The organism is Streptomyces sp. CA-142005 (genome assembly GCF_050942335.1).
Lineage (GTDB): Bacteria > Actinomycetota > Actinomycetes > Streptomycetales > Streptomycetaceae > Streptomyces.
The window spans coordinates 3,774,409-3,790,263 of the sequence record NZ_CP192078.1 but is presented as its reverse complement, the minus strand read 5'-3'; the positions used below and the strand labels follow the sequence as shown (position 1 = coordinate 3,790,263).

The 15,855-nt window shown below is 70.7% G+C and carries 13 protein-coding genes and 1 pseudogene; 9 read left to right on the top strand and 5 right to left on the bottom strand.

The window, feature by feature from the left end:
- Window positions 1–229: 229 nt before the first annotated feature.
- The 4 genes and pseudogenes from ACQPXS_RS17875 to ACQPXS_RS17860 form a co-directional block, all read right to left on the bottom strand.
- Window positions 230–1,225 carry a terpene synthase family protein gene (locus tag ACQPXS_RS17875; protein WP_356317861.1) on the bottom strand — a complete coding sequence of 332 codons (996 nt, stop codon included), beginning with the start codon at window positions 1,223–1,225 and terminating at the stop codon, window positions 230–232.
- 275 nt (window positions 1,226–1,500) lie between these two features.
- Window positions 1,501–3,162 carry a SpoIIE family protein phosphatase gene (locus ACQPXS_RS17870; protein WP_433450307.1) on the bottom strand — a complete coding sequence of 554 codons (1,662 nt, stop codon included), beginning with the start codon at window positions 3,160–3,162 and terminating at the stop codon, window positions 1,501–1,503.
- A gap of 486 nt (window positions 3,163–3,648) precedes the next feature.
- Complete coding sequence (locus tag ACQPXS_RS17865; RefSeq protein WP_433450305.1) at window positions 3,649–4,266, bottom strand: FMN-binding protein; 618 nt, start codon at window positions 4,264–4,266, stop codon at window positions 3,649–3,651.
- Window positions 4,267–4,310: 44 nt separating this feature from the next.
- Window positions 4,311–5,150, bottom strand: a pseudogene (locus tag ACQPXS_RS17860) (ferredoxin reductase family protein); the annotation flags it as partial.
- Between ACQPXS_RS17860 and ACQPXS_RS17855 the strand changes: the two are divergent.
- Both ACQPXS_RS17855 and ACQPXS_RS17850 read left to right on the top strand, forming a co-directional pair.
- Window positions 5,146–5,391: a hypothetical protein gene (locus ACQPXS_RS17855; protein ID WP_433450304.1), complete on the top strand. Its 246-nt coding sequence runs from the start codon at window positions 5,146–5,148 to the stop codon at window positions 5,389–5,391. The pseudogene ACQPXS_RS17860 and the gene ACQPXS_RS17855 sit on opposite strands and share 5 nt — an antisense overlap.
- Window positions 5,392–5,551: 160 nt before the next feature.
- A complete protein-coding gene (locus ACQPXS_RS17850) occupies window positions 5,552–6,157 on the top strand; it encodes a TetR/AcrR family transcriptional regulator (RefSeq protein ID WP_356317870.1) in 606 nt (201 codons plus the stop codon).
- A gap of 10 nt (window positions 6,158–6,167) precedes the next feature.
- On the opposite strand, the gene ACQPXS_RS17845 is transcribed toward ACQPXS_RS17850, so the two are convergent.
- Window positions 6,168–6,425: an MFS transporter gene (locus ACQPXS_RS17845; RefSeq protein WP_433450302.1), complete on the bottom strand. Its 258-nt coding sequence runs from the start codon at window positions 6,423–6,425 to the stop codon at window positions 6,168–6,170.
- A gap of 272 nt (window positions 6,426–6,697) precedes the next feature.
- On the opposite strand from ACQPXS_RS17845, the gene ACQPXS_RS17840 reads away from it, so the two are divergent.
- The 7 genes from ACQPXS_RS17840 (at window position 6,698) to ACQPXS_RS17810 (ending at window position 15,669) form a co-directional block, all read left to right on the top strand.
- Window positions 6,698–7,621: a TauD/TfdA dioxygenase family protein gene (locus tag ACQPXS_RS17840; protein WP_433450301.1), complete on the top strand. Its 924-nt coding sequence runs from the start codon at window positions 6,698–6,700 to the stop codon at window positions 7,619–7,621.
- 298 nt (window positions 7,622–7,919) lie between these two features.
- Complete coding sequence (locus ACQPXS_RS17835; RefSeq protein WP_433450300.1) at window positions 7,920–8,474, top strand: DoxX family protein; 555 nt, start codon at window positions 7,920–7,922, stop codon at window positions 8,472–8,474.
- A gap of 126 nt (window positions 8,475–8,600) precedes the next feature.
- The gene (locus ACQPXS_RS17830; RefSeq protein ID WP_433450299.1) at window positions 8,601–11,237 is read left to right on the top strand and encodes an amino acid permease; all 2,637 of its coding nucleotides are present in this window, start codon (window positions 8,601–8,603) and stop codon (window positions 11,235–11,237) included.
- Between the two features lie 83 nt (window positions 11,238–11,320).
- Complete coding sequence (locus tag ACQPXS_RS17825) at window positions 11,321–12,925, top strand: PP2C family protein-serine/threonine phosphatase (RefSeq protein ID WP_433450298.1); 1,605 nt, start codon at window positions 11,321–11,323, stop codon at window positions 12,923–12,925.
- Window positions 12,926–13,071: 146 nt separating this feature from the next.
- Window positions 13,072–13,671 (top strand): hypothetical protein, encoded by a 600-nt coding sequence (locus tag ACQPXS_RS17820; protein WP_433450297.1) that lies wholly within the window; start codon window positions 13,072–13,074, stop codon window positions 13,669–13,671.
- Window positions 13,672–13,733: 62 nt separating this feature from the next.
- Window positions 13,734–14,846, top strand: coding sequence for a hypothetical protein (locus ACQPXS_RS17815; RefSeq protein WP_433450296.1), 1,113 nt, complete (start codon window positions 13,734–13,736; stop codon window positions 14,844–14,846).
- A gap of 46 nt (window positions 14,847–14,892) precedes the next feature.
- A complete protein-coding gene (locus ACQPXS_RS17810; protein WP_351797768.1) occupies window positions 14,893–15,669 on the top strand; it encodes a TIGR03936 family radical SAM-associated protein in 777 nt (258 codons plus the stop codon).
- Window positions 15,670–15,855: the final 186 nt, after the last annotated feature.

Below are 15,855 nucleotides of genomic sequence, written 5' to 3'. Positions count from 1 at the left end.
TTTCCCGGGTCACGGGAACTGTGCCTACAGGCGTGCGGCGGCATGCCGAGGGGCCGGTCGCCGTAGCCGCACGGGAGAGAGGACACCGGTGTCATCGAGGGTGGCGTGAGCGTACTGACCGGTAGGTATCAGTGGTCAAGAGGCGTGCGCGGAACTTTCCATCCGACCGATGTCTCAGCGCGGCACGCCTGCGCGCCCTGTGGAGCGGCCGCGGGGTGACCGTCGGGTCCTACGGAATGAACAGGTCCGCCAGGTAGGTCGGTTTGGCCTCTATCTCGGCATACCGCCCGGTCTCCTTCGACCAGGCGACGTTCCCGGCGGTGAGCGCGTGGAAGTCCCTGACGCAGCGCAGCGCCTCGTCGACGACGTCGTCGACGAGGCCGGAACGCGTCAGCCGTTCGGGTAGGACCTGTTCGAGATCGAGGATGCGCTGGACATATCCGGCCTGCATCACTGCCACTCGCTCCACCGCCTCCTGGAGGCTGCACCGGTGATGATGGCAGATCACCGTGACGGCGTTGAACGCATAGTCATGCGCGAGTTCTTTGGGTAGCGAGTACAGATCGTTGATGCAGGCATTCGCGTAGATCACCGCCTCTCGCATGTCCGCGAAGGCCGGGTTCGCATGCAGTTGGTCGGACAGGTCGACGCCGGTACCCATTTCCATCAGGTCCAGAACGGCGTCGAACGCGAACGAGGCGCGGCGGTGGGCGAGATATTGCTGCAGGCCGGGTACGCGCCCTTCCTCCCGATGGATCATATCGGCCCGGTAGCTGTCGAAATACCACAACAGGTGCGGGATGAATCGTCGCTGCCATGCGGAAGAGCGGACAGCCGTCGTACGGCGCCACAGATCGGCCAGGGAGCGCGCCAGTCGCCCGGCCGCAACGGTTCCGTCGAAGACGGCGAACAGCGGCCCGAACGCCTCCCGCCACCGCTCGGGCTGGTAACCGCGCACCGGGTCGTCATCGAACTGGTCGTCCAACTGGAACAGCCATGCGTTCCACTGGGTGATCAGCGTCAGCGCCTCCCGTGAGGCGTTCGGGCACAGCCACGCAGTGAGCCGGTCCACGCGGGTGCGGTGCACGTGTCGGCGTGCCTCCTCGGTGGGCACCAGGCCGAACTCGTCCAGCCACGCCTCAGCGGCCGCCGTGGCCTCCTGTAGTTCCGGATTGAGCGCTGCCGGTACGGGTATATGGAGGTCCGGAATCCGGAATTTGTCCATACGTCAGCTCGCTTCTCGGTAGTTCTCTGCCATTCGCGACATCCAGCGACATTGGCGATGCTGCATGCCCAAGGCCGGCATGGAGCATGACCGGGCAGCCCTAGCCACCGACGTAAATTACCCTGCCTGCTCACGGCGTTCGACAGAGGTCTCGTTTCGGGCGGCGCTCATTTCCCTGCGCGGGGCGGCACCGCAGACCGGGCGAATTCGGTTGGCGGCTGATACAAGTGTCCAGCGATCCGGACCTGTTGTGAACAGGCGGGGTATGGGCCGGGTCAGCTGCGGTGGCCGGGCCGGTTCAGACGAGCCAGGAGCAGGGCGACGTCGTCGCCCAGGCCATGAGCCTTCTGCGTACCGTCGAGGAGGTCGTCGACAAGAGTCTCCAGGTCTGCCGTGGGGGCGCCTTGCAGACCTCGAAGAAACCTCTCGGTGCCCTGATCGATGTCCTTGTTCACGGCCTCGAGCAGTCCGTCGGTGGTCAGCGCGAGCACGCTGCCCGGGGCGATGCGCAGGCGGGCGGTGGGGTACCGCTGCTCCCGGTCGATTCCCAGAGGGAGACCGCCGGGGACCTCCAGGAGGCGCGGCGGCTTGCGGGGCGTGATCAGCGCTGGAGCCGGATGACCCGCCCGGCACACCCGGAGCGTTCCGTCGAGGGGGTTGAGTGCCATGTAGCAGCATGTGGCGAACAGCGCCCTGTCCGGGTCGGCGTTCAGTTCGGCCAGCAGGCGGTTGGTGCGTTCGAGGACGGCCGCGGGCGCGTGTCCTTCGTTCGCGTAGGCGTGTACGGCGGTACGCAGCCGCCCCATGAGAGATGCGGCGTGAACGCTGTGTCCCTGCACATCTCCTATGACCAGAGCCACGCCGCCGTCGGGCAGGCTGATGGCGTCGTACCAGTCGCCTCCGATCCACATGCCGGAGGTGGCGGCTTGGTAGCGGGCGGCGATGGTCACACCCGGCACCGTGAGCGGTCCGCGCGGCAGCATGCCACGCTGGAGCTCAGTGGCGAGTGCGTGCTCCGACTCGTACATGCCGGCTCGCTCCAGTGACTGGGCGAGCAGTCCCATGGCGGCGACCAGGAGGGCCCGCTCCTCAGGCAGGAATTCCTGCGGCTCGGGGAAACTGACGAGGCAGGAACTGACGCGGCCGCGCGAGTCCGTGACCGGCAGTGCCGCCCACGCCTGCGCGGCCGAATGCGCGAGCGGCGCCAGGTGCGGATGACCGGCGATCAGTGCGTCCGCGGAGCCGATGAGAATGGGCGCCCTGCAATCGAGTGACTCCTCCACGAGTGTGCGGGCCGTGGCGTCGAGGACTCGCAGGGAGTCCTCATCTTGCTCGACGTCGGCGCACGAGGCGACGACGGTCAACCGGTTTCCCTCCGGGGCCACCACCGCCAGCGCGTCCGCTCCGAACGTACGCAATCCTGCCTGTGCAGCGGTCATGATGTCCTTGACCGTCACCGCGGCGGCCAGAGCCGAGGTCAGCTCCCGCATCCAGCGGTCGCGGGTGGCGCGCTCGTACAACCGCCGCTTCTCCGCCTCGTGGCGTTCATGGACGGCCGTGGTGTCCATGACCACTCCGACCATGCGGGCCGGTAGCCCGTCGGCGCCGGGCAGGACGCGGCCCCGGGCTTCCAGGGACCGGTGCCGGCCGTCCTTGGAACTGACGCGGTACTCGATCTGGTAGTTGCCGCAGGACTCCGCTATCAGACCCAAGGCATCGCGCACATCGGCCAGATCGGACTCGTGCACGGAGGCCAGGAAGCTCGAGATGTCCGACGGGCCGTTCTCGGGCATGCCGTGCAGCGCGAGGGTGAGCGGATCGCAGCTCACCTCGCCTGTGGCGATCTCCCAGGAGTAGAAGCCCGCCTGCACGCTGCTCGCGCTGGCCTGGAAGGCGCCGGAATCGGGCTCATCTTCCCGGAATGCGGTAGTTCGCACCGACCCGACGTCTTTCACTAGATCTCCCTGCCGCGGCGTGAACTACTTCCCTCTGAGGGATCAACAGTGCTCAACCGGATTGGACACGCACTGTAGTGGTGGCCGATGGAAACCAGCCAGTGAGGCGACTTGAGGGCTTAAGGGGCTGCGACACCATTCCCTCCTAGGGGTGAACGGGGCTCTCGCCGCTGAGTGTGCTCCCGCTCTTCCAGGGAAGATCGTCTGACCGATCCGACTGTGGCCGGATCGTGCGCATGGTAATGACTTTCCGGATCTTGCGCTAGACACCCACCCGGCAGACCGCGTCGGCGGGACATGCGAAGGCGTTCCTCTGCCCGGACCGTGCGGGTCGCTGAACGCGCGGCACTGGTGGGCTGTCGGCGCGCCGTTACCGGGCCCATGAGCGGTGGTCTGTCCAGGCCGAGCGCACCGACGGCCTGGCTCGGGGCCGCCGCGGCGGCCACTCCGCTGAGTGCGCTGCCCGGCTCAGGCGCCGGCCCGGTCCAGGGCACTCTGCAGGGACTGCTTGTAGCCCGCGCTGGTGTACGTGGCGCCGGACACCGTGTCGATGTCCGCGCTCTGCGCCTGCAGCGTCTCCTGATTGAGCTTGGGGACGGCCGTGGAGTTGATGTCCTTGCTGCGCGCCGTCTCGTCGGGAGACTGGACGGCGTTGGCCCCGGTGATCTTGCTGCCGGTGAGGGTGATCCGCACCTGGACCGGGCCGTACTTCGTCTGGGCCGTGGCGCCGGTGACGGTACGAGTGGTGGCGGCGGCCGAGGTGGTCTTCGGGGCGGAGGGAGCGCTGCTGGTTCTCGTGGGGGCGGCCGATGTCGCGTGCGACGTACTCGTGGAGGGGGAAGAGAACGCGGTGTGCTGCTTCTTCGGTGTCTTCGACGGCGACGGTGACGCGGACACGGAGTGCGAGGACACGGAGTGCGAGGACACCGACGGGGACGGGGACACGGCGGCCTTCGACGTCATCGCGGGCTCGGCCTGTGCCGGCGAGGGGTCAGTGGGCGGCTTGAGCGCGAGCAGCAGCACAATGCCGGAGACGGTGCCGACGGTGGCCAGCAGCGCGTGACGGAACGGATGCCTCTTCCTCATGAGACCCCCAGCGCGTCAGGGGTATGGAGTGTCACAGCTCCGCCTCAGAACTCGAAGGACTCGTGGTGGATGCGGCGGTGCGGGACCCCTGCCTCGCGGAGTGCGGCGTAGGACTCCTCGGCCAGTCCCGGAGGACCGCACAGGTACACGTCGTGACGGGCGATGTCCGGCAGGATCCTGCGAAGCATCCTCGCGGTGATCGCGGGTCGTCGCCCGTCCGGGCTGTTGACCGCGTACAGCAGCTGGGCCCCGCGTTCGTCCGCGATCTCCTCCAACTCGTCCCGCAACGCCAGTTCCTCGGCCGTGCGGGCCCTGTAGAGGAGCGTCAGGTCGCCGGGTGCGCCGGGCAGAGTCTCGAACAGGGCCCGCAGGGGTGTGATGCCGGCGCCGCCCGCGAGCAGCAGTACCTTGCCGCGGCTGCGGCGGGCCGCGGTCATCGCCCCGTACGGGCCTTCCGCCCACACGCGCGTGCCCGGCCGCAGCCTGGCGAGCGCCGCGCTGTGCCCGCCGACGGCCTTGACGGTGATCCGCAGCAGGTCCGGGCGGGGCGGGGCCGAGAGCGAGTACGGGTTGGCGCTCCACCGTAGCCCCCTGGTGAGGAACCGCCAGCGGAAGAACTGCCCCGCCTCGGCGCCCAGCCGGTGCAGCCGCCGACCCCGGATCAGCACGGAGACCACACCCGGCGCCTCCTGCACGACCGACTCGACCCGCATGCGGTGCCGGAGGTTGAGCCGCACCGGGGTGAGCACGCGATACCAGAGGAGGAGGGCGCCGACCGTGATGTACAGGGCGTACCAGGCTGTACGGGCGGTGGGGTCGCCGACGAACTCGTCGCCCGTGGCGAGTTGGTGCCAGAAGGCGAGGTAGACCGCGGCGTAGGTGAGCCTCGACCTCCTCAGCGGGGGAGCCGATGCCCTGCTGGTGCGGGTCGACGACTGGGACGTCCCCCTGCTGACCGACTACCAGGAGGAAGCCGCCGCCGCTGCCGTCGTGGAGTGCCTTCGGCAGAACTACGGCATTGCCGGTGTCGACATCGGTCTCACCTTCGACCGGGAGTGGAATCGCTACCGGTTCACCTGGGACGGGGTGCCGGCAGAGCCGATCGGCCCGACCGGCGCGCACTGACGTGAGGTAGGCCCTCGAACGGGTGGTTGAGGGCCTCCGGTAGAGGTGGAGTGGGTTCCAGCCATCCTCTTCCAGGCACACGTCCCGGTTGTCGGGCGCCCGGGGCCTCGCCCTGCCGATCACGATGGGGGCGCTTGCCGCGCCCCCGTATTCTCGGAGCATGGTCGGGGCACAGACACAGAGGGCCGAGCGGGGGCCGGGGCGGCCGCGGCAGGAGCGGGTCACGGACGACACGCTCGAGGCGGTGATCGAGATCGTGACCGAGCAGGGCGTGAAGGCGGTGACGATGGATGCCGTCGCCGCGCGCGCCGGGGTGAGCAAGCCCGCCATCTACCGGCGCTGGCCGTCCAAGCAGGCCTTGATCATCGCGGCGGCGGAGTCGCGTATCGGCCCGCTGTCGGTGCCGGACCTGGGTGATGTCAGGGCCGAGCTGCGCGAGGTGCTGACGGCGCGCTTGGCGGCGTACCGGCTGCCGGGTACGGCGCGGCTGCTGACGGAACTGATGGCCTCGGCCGCCGAGGCGGGCGGGCCCCGCGGGGAGTACGTGGACTACACGGAGCGGTTGATGGCCGAGACGCGCCGCATCCTCCAGCGGGGCATCGCCCGTGGGGAGGTGCGGCCCGAGGTCGACATCCGGTCGGCCGCCACGCTGGTGGCGGCGCCGCTGGTGTACCGCCTGCTGGCGGAGCGCGAACTGCCCAACGCGCACTTCGTGGAGGACCTGGTGGATCTGCTCGTCCGGGCGGTCGGTCACCCGGGTACCTGAGGACCGTTCGTCATGGGGCCAGGCGCCGAGCGTCGCGGGCCGGGTGGATCAGTGTCACAGCGGCTGCGCCTCCCAGCGTGAGCAGTGCGGCCGCGAGGAGCACCGCGTGCTGGTAGCCGGTCCTGCCCTGGGTGTCGACCAGGTATCCCGTCAGCGCGGGGGCGATCAGTCCGCCCGTGGTGACGACGGCGTTCATCAGGCCGAGGGCGCCGCCGCGTCGGCGGGCCGGGACGATTTCGGCGACCGTGGTCACCGCGACCGTCGACATGGGGAGAGGGCGCCGGCGGATCAGGGCGCACCGGTTAGGCCGTCGGTCGCGGCGGCCGGGAATCGTTACGTGCAGTATCGATACGGGTCGGTGAGACGGCAAGGGTCGTTCGCCGTGAATTCGGAAGGCCTGCTGTTCCGGCCGACTCATCCGGGGTGCGGCTGCAGGCTGGTGGGGGCGCGGCGAAATGGTCATGGGGAAGCTCTTGCCGAGGCCTCGTGAAATATCGATACTGCGCGTAACGATTTTCTGATGCGACCGTGGAGGACCGCATGGAGACCACCCGAGCCGACAAGAACCCGCTCCTGGAAAAGCCGCTGATCCACTTCGGCCGGCGTGTCCTGGAGCGGACCGCGCCCGGTACGGAGCCGGCCGAGTACCGGCTGCTGCGGATCGCGCCGATGACTCCGCACATCGGTGCGGAGATCGGCGGCGTGGACCTGTCCCGGCCGATCGGCGAGGAACTCGCCGAGGAACTGCGGCAGGCGCTGCTCGAATGGAAGGTGATCTTCTTCCGGGACCAGCACGACTTCGGCGCCGAAGCCCACCTGGCCCTGGCCGCGGTGTGGGGGGAGCCGGAGCCGAATCCGTTCTTCCCCCAGGGCGACACCGTCGGCGTCTCACGGCTGGCGAAGGACGCGACGGCCATCGGCCAGGAGAACATCTGGCACAGCGACCACTCGTTCATGGCCGCGCCCGCCCTGGGCTCGATACTCCGCGCGGTCGAGGTCCCGTCGGCCGGCGGCGACACCATGTGGGCCGACATGGGCGCCGCCTACGACAACCTCGGCGACGCGATGAAGCAGCGCATCGAGGGCCTCACCGCCGTACACGACTGGGAGCCCAGCTGGGGCACGTTCATGACCCCGCAGCAGATCGAGGCGCTGCGCGTGTTCCTGCCTCCGGTGGAGCACCCGGTCGTCGTGCGGCACCCGCGCACCGGGCGCAGGACCCTGTACGTCAACGAGCCGTTCACCACCCGCATCGTCGGACTGCCCGAGGACGAGAGCCGGGAACTGCTCCACGAACTCGGCCTGCAGGCGCGCGTTCCCGAGCTCCAGGTGCGGTTCCGCTGGCAGCCCGACTCGATCGCGGTCTGGGACAACATCGCCGTCCAGCACTACGCCGTCAACGACTACTACCCCCAGCGTCGAGTGATGGAGCGCATCGCGATCGCCGGCGTCCCGCTGTCCTGAGGTCCCTGCCTCTCACCGGGCACTCCTGATGGTCTGTGGGCTGACCTTCGGCCTGCTACGCCCGCCTGGCCGTCGCCCCCGCCTCCGCCCTGCGCGGGTGAGCAGGAGACCCGGGAGGCGGAACGTCGGTTGCCGGCCGGTCATCCGATGTGCGGAGTGGTTGCTGGTGCGGAAGCATCGGTAGGGGCGGTACGCACCCTGCCGGGGAGTGTGGGTTCCTCACCGCCGACCGGTGAGCCGATGCCTGTTCAGGCCGGTGTGCAACGCCCGATTCGGCCCTCCGTACCGGAGCACTCAGATGACGAAGGACAACTCGGGTGGGCGTTCGGCCGCCACCCGATCCGCGACACGGCGGGAGCCCGCGCAGTGGCTGTCCGCCGGCGACTGGGGACTCCTGCTCATCAGGCTGACGTTCGGGCTGTTCATGGCCGGACACGGCGCTCAGAAGCTCTTCGGCCTGTTCGGGGGGCAGGGGCTGACGGCCACCGGCAAGGGGTTCGCCCAGCTCGGCTACCACCCGGGGAAGGTCTTCGCGGTGATCGGCGGTCTCTCCGAGTTCCTCGGTGGCCTCGGCCTGGCCGTCGGACTGTTCACGCCGCTCGCGGCCGCGGCCCTCATCGGCACGATGATCAACGCCATGGCGACCGTCACCGGGGCCCACGGACTGTGGGAGGTCCACGGCGGCGTCGAGTACAGCGTCGCCATCGCCGTCGTCGCCCTTTCCATCGCCGCGACCGGCCCGGGCCGGCTGGCCGTCGACCGGTTCTTCCCCTGGGGCGCCGGCGGCTGGCCCGAAGCCGCGTTCGCTCTGGGGCTCGGAGGCGTCGCCGCCGCGATCACGCTGAGCGTGTGAGAGCGCGGGGTTCCAGGACATGCCCCGTTGCTTTCACCCACCCGGACGTGCGGGCCCGTGAAACCGAACCCCGGCGGCCGCCGCCGCGCTGTTGCGGAGGGGAGCGGCCCGGCGTTGGAATCAAGTGTGAGGCACTTCGACGGCGCCGTGCTCGACGGCCGCCCCGCTCCCGGGACGGGGGTCGGCCGGAAAGGGCTCAAGAACAACGCGTTGGGCACCTTCTCCTCGGTGGCCATGGGCCTTGCCTCCACCGGCCCGGCGTACAGCCTGGCCGCCACGCTGGGCATCATCGTGGCCGGGGTCGGACTGCAGGCCCCGATCATCACGATGCTGGCGTTCGTACCGATGCTGCTGGTGGCGTACGCCTTCCGGGAGCTCAACGCGAGCAACGCCGACTGCGGCACCACCTTCACCTGGGCCACCCGCGCCTTCGGACCGCGCACCGGATGGATGGGCGGCTGGGGCCTCATCGTCGCCAACATCATCGTCATGGCGAACCTCGCCGCGATCGCCGCCGCCTACGGCTTCCGCCTGGTGGGCCTGGACGGACTGGCGGACAACCGGCTGTGCACCACGCTCGCCGGCATCGTCTGGATCGCCGTGCTGACCGCGATCTGCTACGTCGGCATCGAGGTCTCGGCGGCCGTCCAGCGCTGGCTGCTGTGCCTGGAAGTGGCGATGCTGGTCCTTTTCGCCGTCGCCGCGCTGGTCAGGGTCTACACCGACCCACCCGCGACGGCGATCCACGTCGCGGCCTCCTGGTTCAACCCCTTCGAGGTGCCCTCGGTGAGGGCCCTGACCGCGGGCCTTCTCGCGGGGGTCTTCATCTACTGGGGCTGGGACACGTCGTTCGCGGTCAACGAGGAAACCGTCGACAGCGCGCGCATCCCCGGGCGTGCCGCGGTCATCTCCACCGTGCTGCTGCTGATCATGTACGCGCTCGTGTCCACCTCGGCCCAGGCCTTCGCGGGCGTCGGCACCTCGGGCGTCGGGCTCGGCAACACCCACAACTCGGACGACGTGCTGTCCGGGCTGGGGGCGGCCGTGTTCGGGAGTCACGGCACGGGGCTGCTGCTGTCGAGACTGCTGATCCTCATGGTGCTGACCTCGGCGCTGGCCTCCGCGGAGACCACCATCCTGCCCCTGGCCCGGACCGTCTTCTCCATGGCGGTCCACAAGGCGCTTCCCTCCCGGCTCGCCCGGGTCCACCGCAGGTTCCTCACCCCGACCTGGGGGACCCTCGGCATGGGAGCGGCCTCCCTCGTCCTGTTCGTCCTGCTGTCGTCGGTCAGCCACAACATCCTGGCCGACTCGATCGACTCGGTCGGTCTCGCGATCGCGTTCCAGTACGGGGTGACCGGCTTCGCCTGCGTCTGGCACTACCGCAAGGTCCTGACCCGCAGCGCCAGAAACCTCGTCTTCAGGGGCGTACTGCCGGGGCTCGGCGGGCTGATGATGGCCTCGCTGTTCCTGTACGCCGCCTTCGTGGTCTACGCCGACCCCGGGTACGGCACGACCGCCGTCGACCTGCCGCTCATCGGCAGGACGGGCGGGGTCACCGTCCTCGGCCTGGGCGCCCTGCTGATCGGTCTGCTGCTGATGCCGATGGTCACCCGTGGCCACAGCGTGGCCCTCAAACTGCAGCGCAGCATGCTTCCGCGCTGCCTGCCGAGGCACGCCGCCGTCGACTCGGCGAGCCGCTACCTGCCCGCGGACAGCGGGTCGGGGGTGGGCGGCGACTGGTACGACGTCATCCCCCTGTCGGGGACCCGGGTCGGCCTGGTCGTCGGGGACGTGCTCGGCCATGGCCTGCGCGCCGCGGCCACCATGGGGCGCCTGCGTACGGGGGTGCGTGTTCTGGCCCGGCTGGACCTGACCCCGGACGAGGTCCTGTCCCGCCTGGCCGACCTGTTCGAGCAGACCGCGCACGAGGGCGCGGCCGGCCCGGACCCGGACCACCCGCGGCCGCACGCCGACCCGGTCCTGAGCGTGAGCTGCCTGTACGCGGTGTACGAGCCCTTCTCCGGGAAGTGCAGCGTCGCGCGGGCCGGAGAGCAGGTGCTGGCGGTCGTCCAGCCGCACACCGGCGCCGTCGACTACCCGGAGCTGCCGGCAGGACCGCCGCTGGGAACCGCCGGCCTGCCCTACCAGAGCACGGAACTGGACCTCCTGCCGGGCAGCCTCGTCGCCCTCTTCACGGACGGCCTCCTGCAGTCGGCCGACGACCGCGACGCCGGGCTCGCGCGGCTCTCCCGCCTCCTGGCCGACGGTGAGGCGTCCTTGGAGGCGCTGTGCGACCGGGCCGTGACCACCCTGCTGCCCGGGGCGGTGGACGTGGACGCGACACTCCTCATGGTCCGCACCCGCCTGCTCGACCGGAACCAGTACGCCGAGTGGGCGGTGGTCCCGGACCCGGCGGCGGTGGCCACCGTCCGCACCGCCGTCAGCAAGCAGCTCGGCGACTGGGGACTGGGCGACCTGGCGTTCACCACCGAGCTGATCGTCAGCGAACTGGTCACCAACGCCATCCGCTATGTCGGCGGCCCGATCCAGGTACGCCTGATCCGCGACCGGGCCCTGATCTGCGAGGTCTCCGACACCGGGCACACCTCGCCCAATCTGCGGCACGCCGCGAGCGATGACGAGGGAGGCCGCGGCCTGTTCATCATCGCCCAGATGACCAACCACTGGGGCACTCGCTACACCCGCACCGGCAAGACGATCTGGACCGAGCAGGGCCTGCAGCAGAACAACGGTCCCTGACCGGCCTGGACAGCGGCTTCTGCCCTTTTCGTGCAGGGGTTTCCGGGCACCCGGCCGGTCTGGGCAGCCCCATTCCTCCCGGGGTGCCGTCGCGACGCCTGTCTCCGGCGCCGGAGAACGCCGCCGTGGCCCGGCGCTTCGTACGCTCGGTGCTGGACGGTGTCGCACCGGATCTGGTGGACACCGCCGAGCTGCTGACCGGCGAGCCCCCCGCCCATACCGGTTCCCGCACTGCACCGGGACGGCCGGCTGATCCCCATCCGCCTGGACATCCAGACCCGGGAGGCGGTCGACGGGCGCACCGTGTTCGTCGCCCAGCTCATCGCGACGACTCTCCCCGCCCCGCCACGCGCCGAGCAGGACGGCGGGTACGCGACGCGGCCGTCGCCGGGCCCGGTGCACCTGCCGACCACCACGAAGAAGGTCACGAGAGCACGCTTCGACAGGGCGGCGCCGGAGCTGACCCTGTTCGCCGACGCCGGCCGAGCGCTGGCCGGCACCCTCGATCCGGACGAGGGTCTGCGCCGGGCGTGCCATGTGCTGACCCGGCAGCTGGCGGACTGGTGCGCGGTCGACCTCGTCGGCGAGCGCGGGCGGGTGGAGCGGGTGTGCATCGTGCACCGCGATCCCCGTGTGCGGATCCCCGAAGAGCACTTCGGCAGCCTCCCTCCGCTGTCGGGGACCCACCGGGTGTCCCTGCCCCGGGTGCTGCGCGGCGCGGGCCCCTGCTGGTCACCGACATCCCGCCACGCAGCCGGCCGCGGAGCGCGCTGGACGCCCGGCAACTCGGGCTGGTGGAGCAGCTCGGCGGAAACAGTGCCGTCATCGCTCCGCTGCGGGCCCAACGGGAAGTCATCGGCGCCCTGACCATGGTCCGCGTCCGGGACGGGCGCCCCTTGACCAAGGACGACATCCCGCTGATCGCGGAACTGGTCCGCGCCATCGCGCTCGGGGTGGACAACGCCTGTCTGCACCAGTACACCAACTCCAACGCCGAACAGCTCCAGCGCGCCCTGCTGCCCCAGGTCGACCATCTGGAGCTGGCCGCCCGCTACCTCCCCTCCAGTACGACTGCCGAGGTCGGCGGGGACTGGTACGACGCCTTCCTCCTGCCCAGCGGCGACATCGCGCTGGTCATCGGCGACGTGTCCGGCCATGACCTCCAGGCCGCCGTCTCCATGAGCACGCTGCGCAACATGCTGCGCGGTATCGCCGTCGACCGTCAGGAACCGCCCGGCGAGGTCCTGCGCCGCCCGGAACTCGCGAGCCAGACCCTCGACCCCCAGCCCACGGCCACCTGCGTCTACGCCGTGATCAAGGGCGACGAAGACCGGGGGAGCAGCCTGCACCACTCCTCCGCCGGCCACCTGCCGCCCCTGCTGACCATCCGAGAGGGTGACACCCACTACCTGGAGGCGGGCAGCGGCCCGCTGATCGGCCTGGATGCCGGCCTGCGCCGCGCCTCCGCCCGCGATCGGCTGCCACCCCACTCCACCCTGCTGCTCTTCACCGACGGCCTCATCGAACGAGGGGGAGAATCCCTCGACGACGCCATGATCCGACTCCGCCTGCACACCGCCGAACAGGCACAGGATCCCCCTCGACGTCTTCTGCGACGAACTGATCATCGAATTCGGCGCCGACAGCACCGACGACATCGCCCTCCTCGCCCTGCGCCCCACCCCTAGCGCTTCCCTGACCGGAGCCCTTACGAGGACACCGCCAGTTCGTCCGGGGCGATGGGGCATCCGGTCTTCCGGGTGCCCTTCGGGACGGGCGGCGGCACGATGAGGACGAGGGGCGGGGTGGTGGCAGGCTGACGGGAGGGACTCCCATGGCTCAGCAGACGGCAACGAAGGCGCCGGTCAGGAAGCCCGTCGGTACCGGGAGCGTGTTCCTGTCGTTCGCGCCCTGGATCATCTTCGGCGTGGTCGCCAGTCCCAGTACCTGGGAGTACGCGGCCCTCGCCGCGCTGATCGCCTCGATCGTGCTGTCGGGACAGGACCTCCTGCGCGGAAGGCTCCGGCTCCTCGACGTGACCGGCATCGTGTTCTTCGCCGTCCTGTCGGTCCTCGGGCTGGCCGTGGTCCGCGGGCAGCTCCTCTGGGTGGAGACGTACGCCCAGGTCATCTCCAACGGTCTGGTGGCCGTCGTCGCGCTCGGATCGCTGCTCGCCGACCCCTTCACCGCGCAGTACGCCCGGGAGTCGTCCCCCCGTGAGGTGTGGGACTCGCCGGTCTTCCGGCACATCAACCGAGTGCTGACGACCGTGTGGGGCGCGGCCTTCGCCCTGATGACGGTCTCGACCTGGCTGGCCATCCGCTTCCCGTCCCAGGACGACTGGTTCAACTGGGTCGTCCCCATCGCCCTGTTGGTGGGGGCGGTGAAGTTCACGCACCGCTATCCGGAGCGGTACAAGGCGCGGGTGCTCTAGCGGGATGCGCCGGATCGCCGGATCGCCGGATCCGAACGGGCGGCGCCGGCGTCTACCCCGGTATGGAACTCGGCAAGCCGCCTCCCCGGCCCCGGCAGCCGGAAGGCTGCCTCACCGTCGCGATCCGCGTGCCCCTGCGGATCGTCGTCCTGGTGCTGGTGGTGCCGGTGCGCATGGCGTGGGACGCCCTCGTCGTCACCGGAAGGTTTCTGCGGGACACCGTGCTCAGGCCGCTCGGCCGGGCACTGCAGTGGGCCGGAAGGGCCCTGTTCGTGTGGCCGTTCGTGGGCCTGTGGCGCTACGTGCTGGTCCCCGTCGGCACGGCGCTGGCATGGCTCGGCACCGTCCTCGTCGTCGTACCGGCCCTGTGGCTGTACCGGTACGTCCTCACGCCCGTCGGGCAGGCCGTCGCCTGGCTGGCGCGCGGGGTGGGAGCCGGGCTCAGCTGTGCGTACGCGCGCGTGCTCCGCCCGATCGGGCATGCGGTCACCTGGCTGCTGAGGGGCGCCGGCGCGGTCCTCGCCGCCGTGGGCGTCGGCGTGTACACGGCCGTCGCCTGGCTGGTCCGGAATCTGCTCGTCGTCCCCGCGCGATGGCTGTGCGACCGGGTCCTCACGCCCGTCGGATGGGCCGTCGCCTGGTGTGTACGAGGCCTGGGGTGGCTCCTCGGCGTGCTCGGCACCGGCATCGGAGTCGCCCTGTACTGGACCCTGCGCGTCCTCTTCGTCCTGCCCGCCCTCGCGTTGTGGCGCTGGGTCCTCGGGCCGGTCGGCCGGTTCCTCGCCGTCCTGGCGCGCGAGGTCGGCGACGCCCTCGGGCACGCCTGGCGGATCGCCGGACGGATCTCGCGGGCCGTGGGCCGCGCGCTCGGCACCCTCTTCCGGTGGATCTTCGTGGAGCCGCTGCGCCGGGTGTACCGGACCGTCCTCACCCCGGTCGGCCACCTCGTCCGGGACGCCGTCCTGCGGCCCGTCGCCGAGGGCGCGCGCGTGGTGGGCCGGGCCGTCCGGGAGGCCCTCGCGGGCGCCCGCGACACGGTACGGCAGGCTCGCGCCGACTTCCGGCGGATGCTGTTCGGCGAGCCCCGGCAGCCGGCCGAGTCGAACCGGCGGGAACCTCACGGGCCCGCGACACGTACTCTTGGTAGCAGTACGACCGCACTCACGAAGGACTAGGACACTGGGCAAGCGACAGCCCGAAGGCCCGCCGCCCGCACCCGCGGTGCAGCGCATCCGACTGCGCTACACCAAGCGCGGCCGCCTGAGGTTCACCAGCCACCGAGACTTCCAGCGCGCCTTCGAGCGTGCGCTGCGCCGCGCCGAGGTGCCCATGGCGTACTCGGCCGGGTTCACGCCGCACCCGAAGGTGTCGTACGCCAATGCCGCACCCACCGGCACGGGCAGTGAGGCGGAATACCTGGAGATCGCGCTCACCGCGGCGCGCGACCCGGAGACCCTGCGTGTCCTCCTCGACGAGTCGATGCCCGCCGGGCTCGACGTCGTCGAGGCGGTCGAGGCGCGGACCTCGGGCCTCGCCGACCGGCTGACGGCCTCCGTCTGGGAGCTGCGGCTGGACGGCGTCGACCCGGCCGACGCCGAGCGCGCGGTCGACGCGTTCAACCGGGCCGAGACCGTCGAGGTCCAGCGGATGACCAAGAACGGCGTCCGCACCTTCGACGCACGCCCGGCCGTGGTGAGCCTGGAAACGCACGGTTCACCGGCTGATAGGCCTACCGACCAGCCCTGTGCGATACTGCGGCTGGTTGTTCGGCACGTGACGCCTGCCGTACGACCCGACGACGTCCTGTCCGGTCTCCGCGCCGTGGCCGACCTGGCGCCGCCGGTCCCCGCAGCGGTGACCAGGCTGGCGCAGGGGCTGTTCGATGAAGAGACCGGCACGGTGACCGACCCGCTCGCGCCCGACCGCGAGGCAGCCGAGGCCCTGACGGCCGCACCGGCCGCCGCCGCGACGGCGCCGACGCCGGAAGGTCCCGCGTAGGGACGGACGTCGTAGCGCCGCCCTCGTACTCGGGAGCCACCTGGGTCGGGCAGCGCACCGACCAGAAGACTTTCGCCAGGCCGTACCGACAAGGCGTACGGAACCGGCGAGACAGGACACAGAGTGCTCCCGTGCGGCGCCCGCGCCCCGGACGGCGGCCATCGCGCATCGCGCGGGCCGTGGACG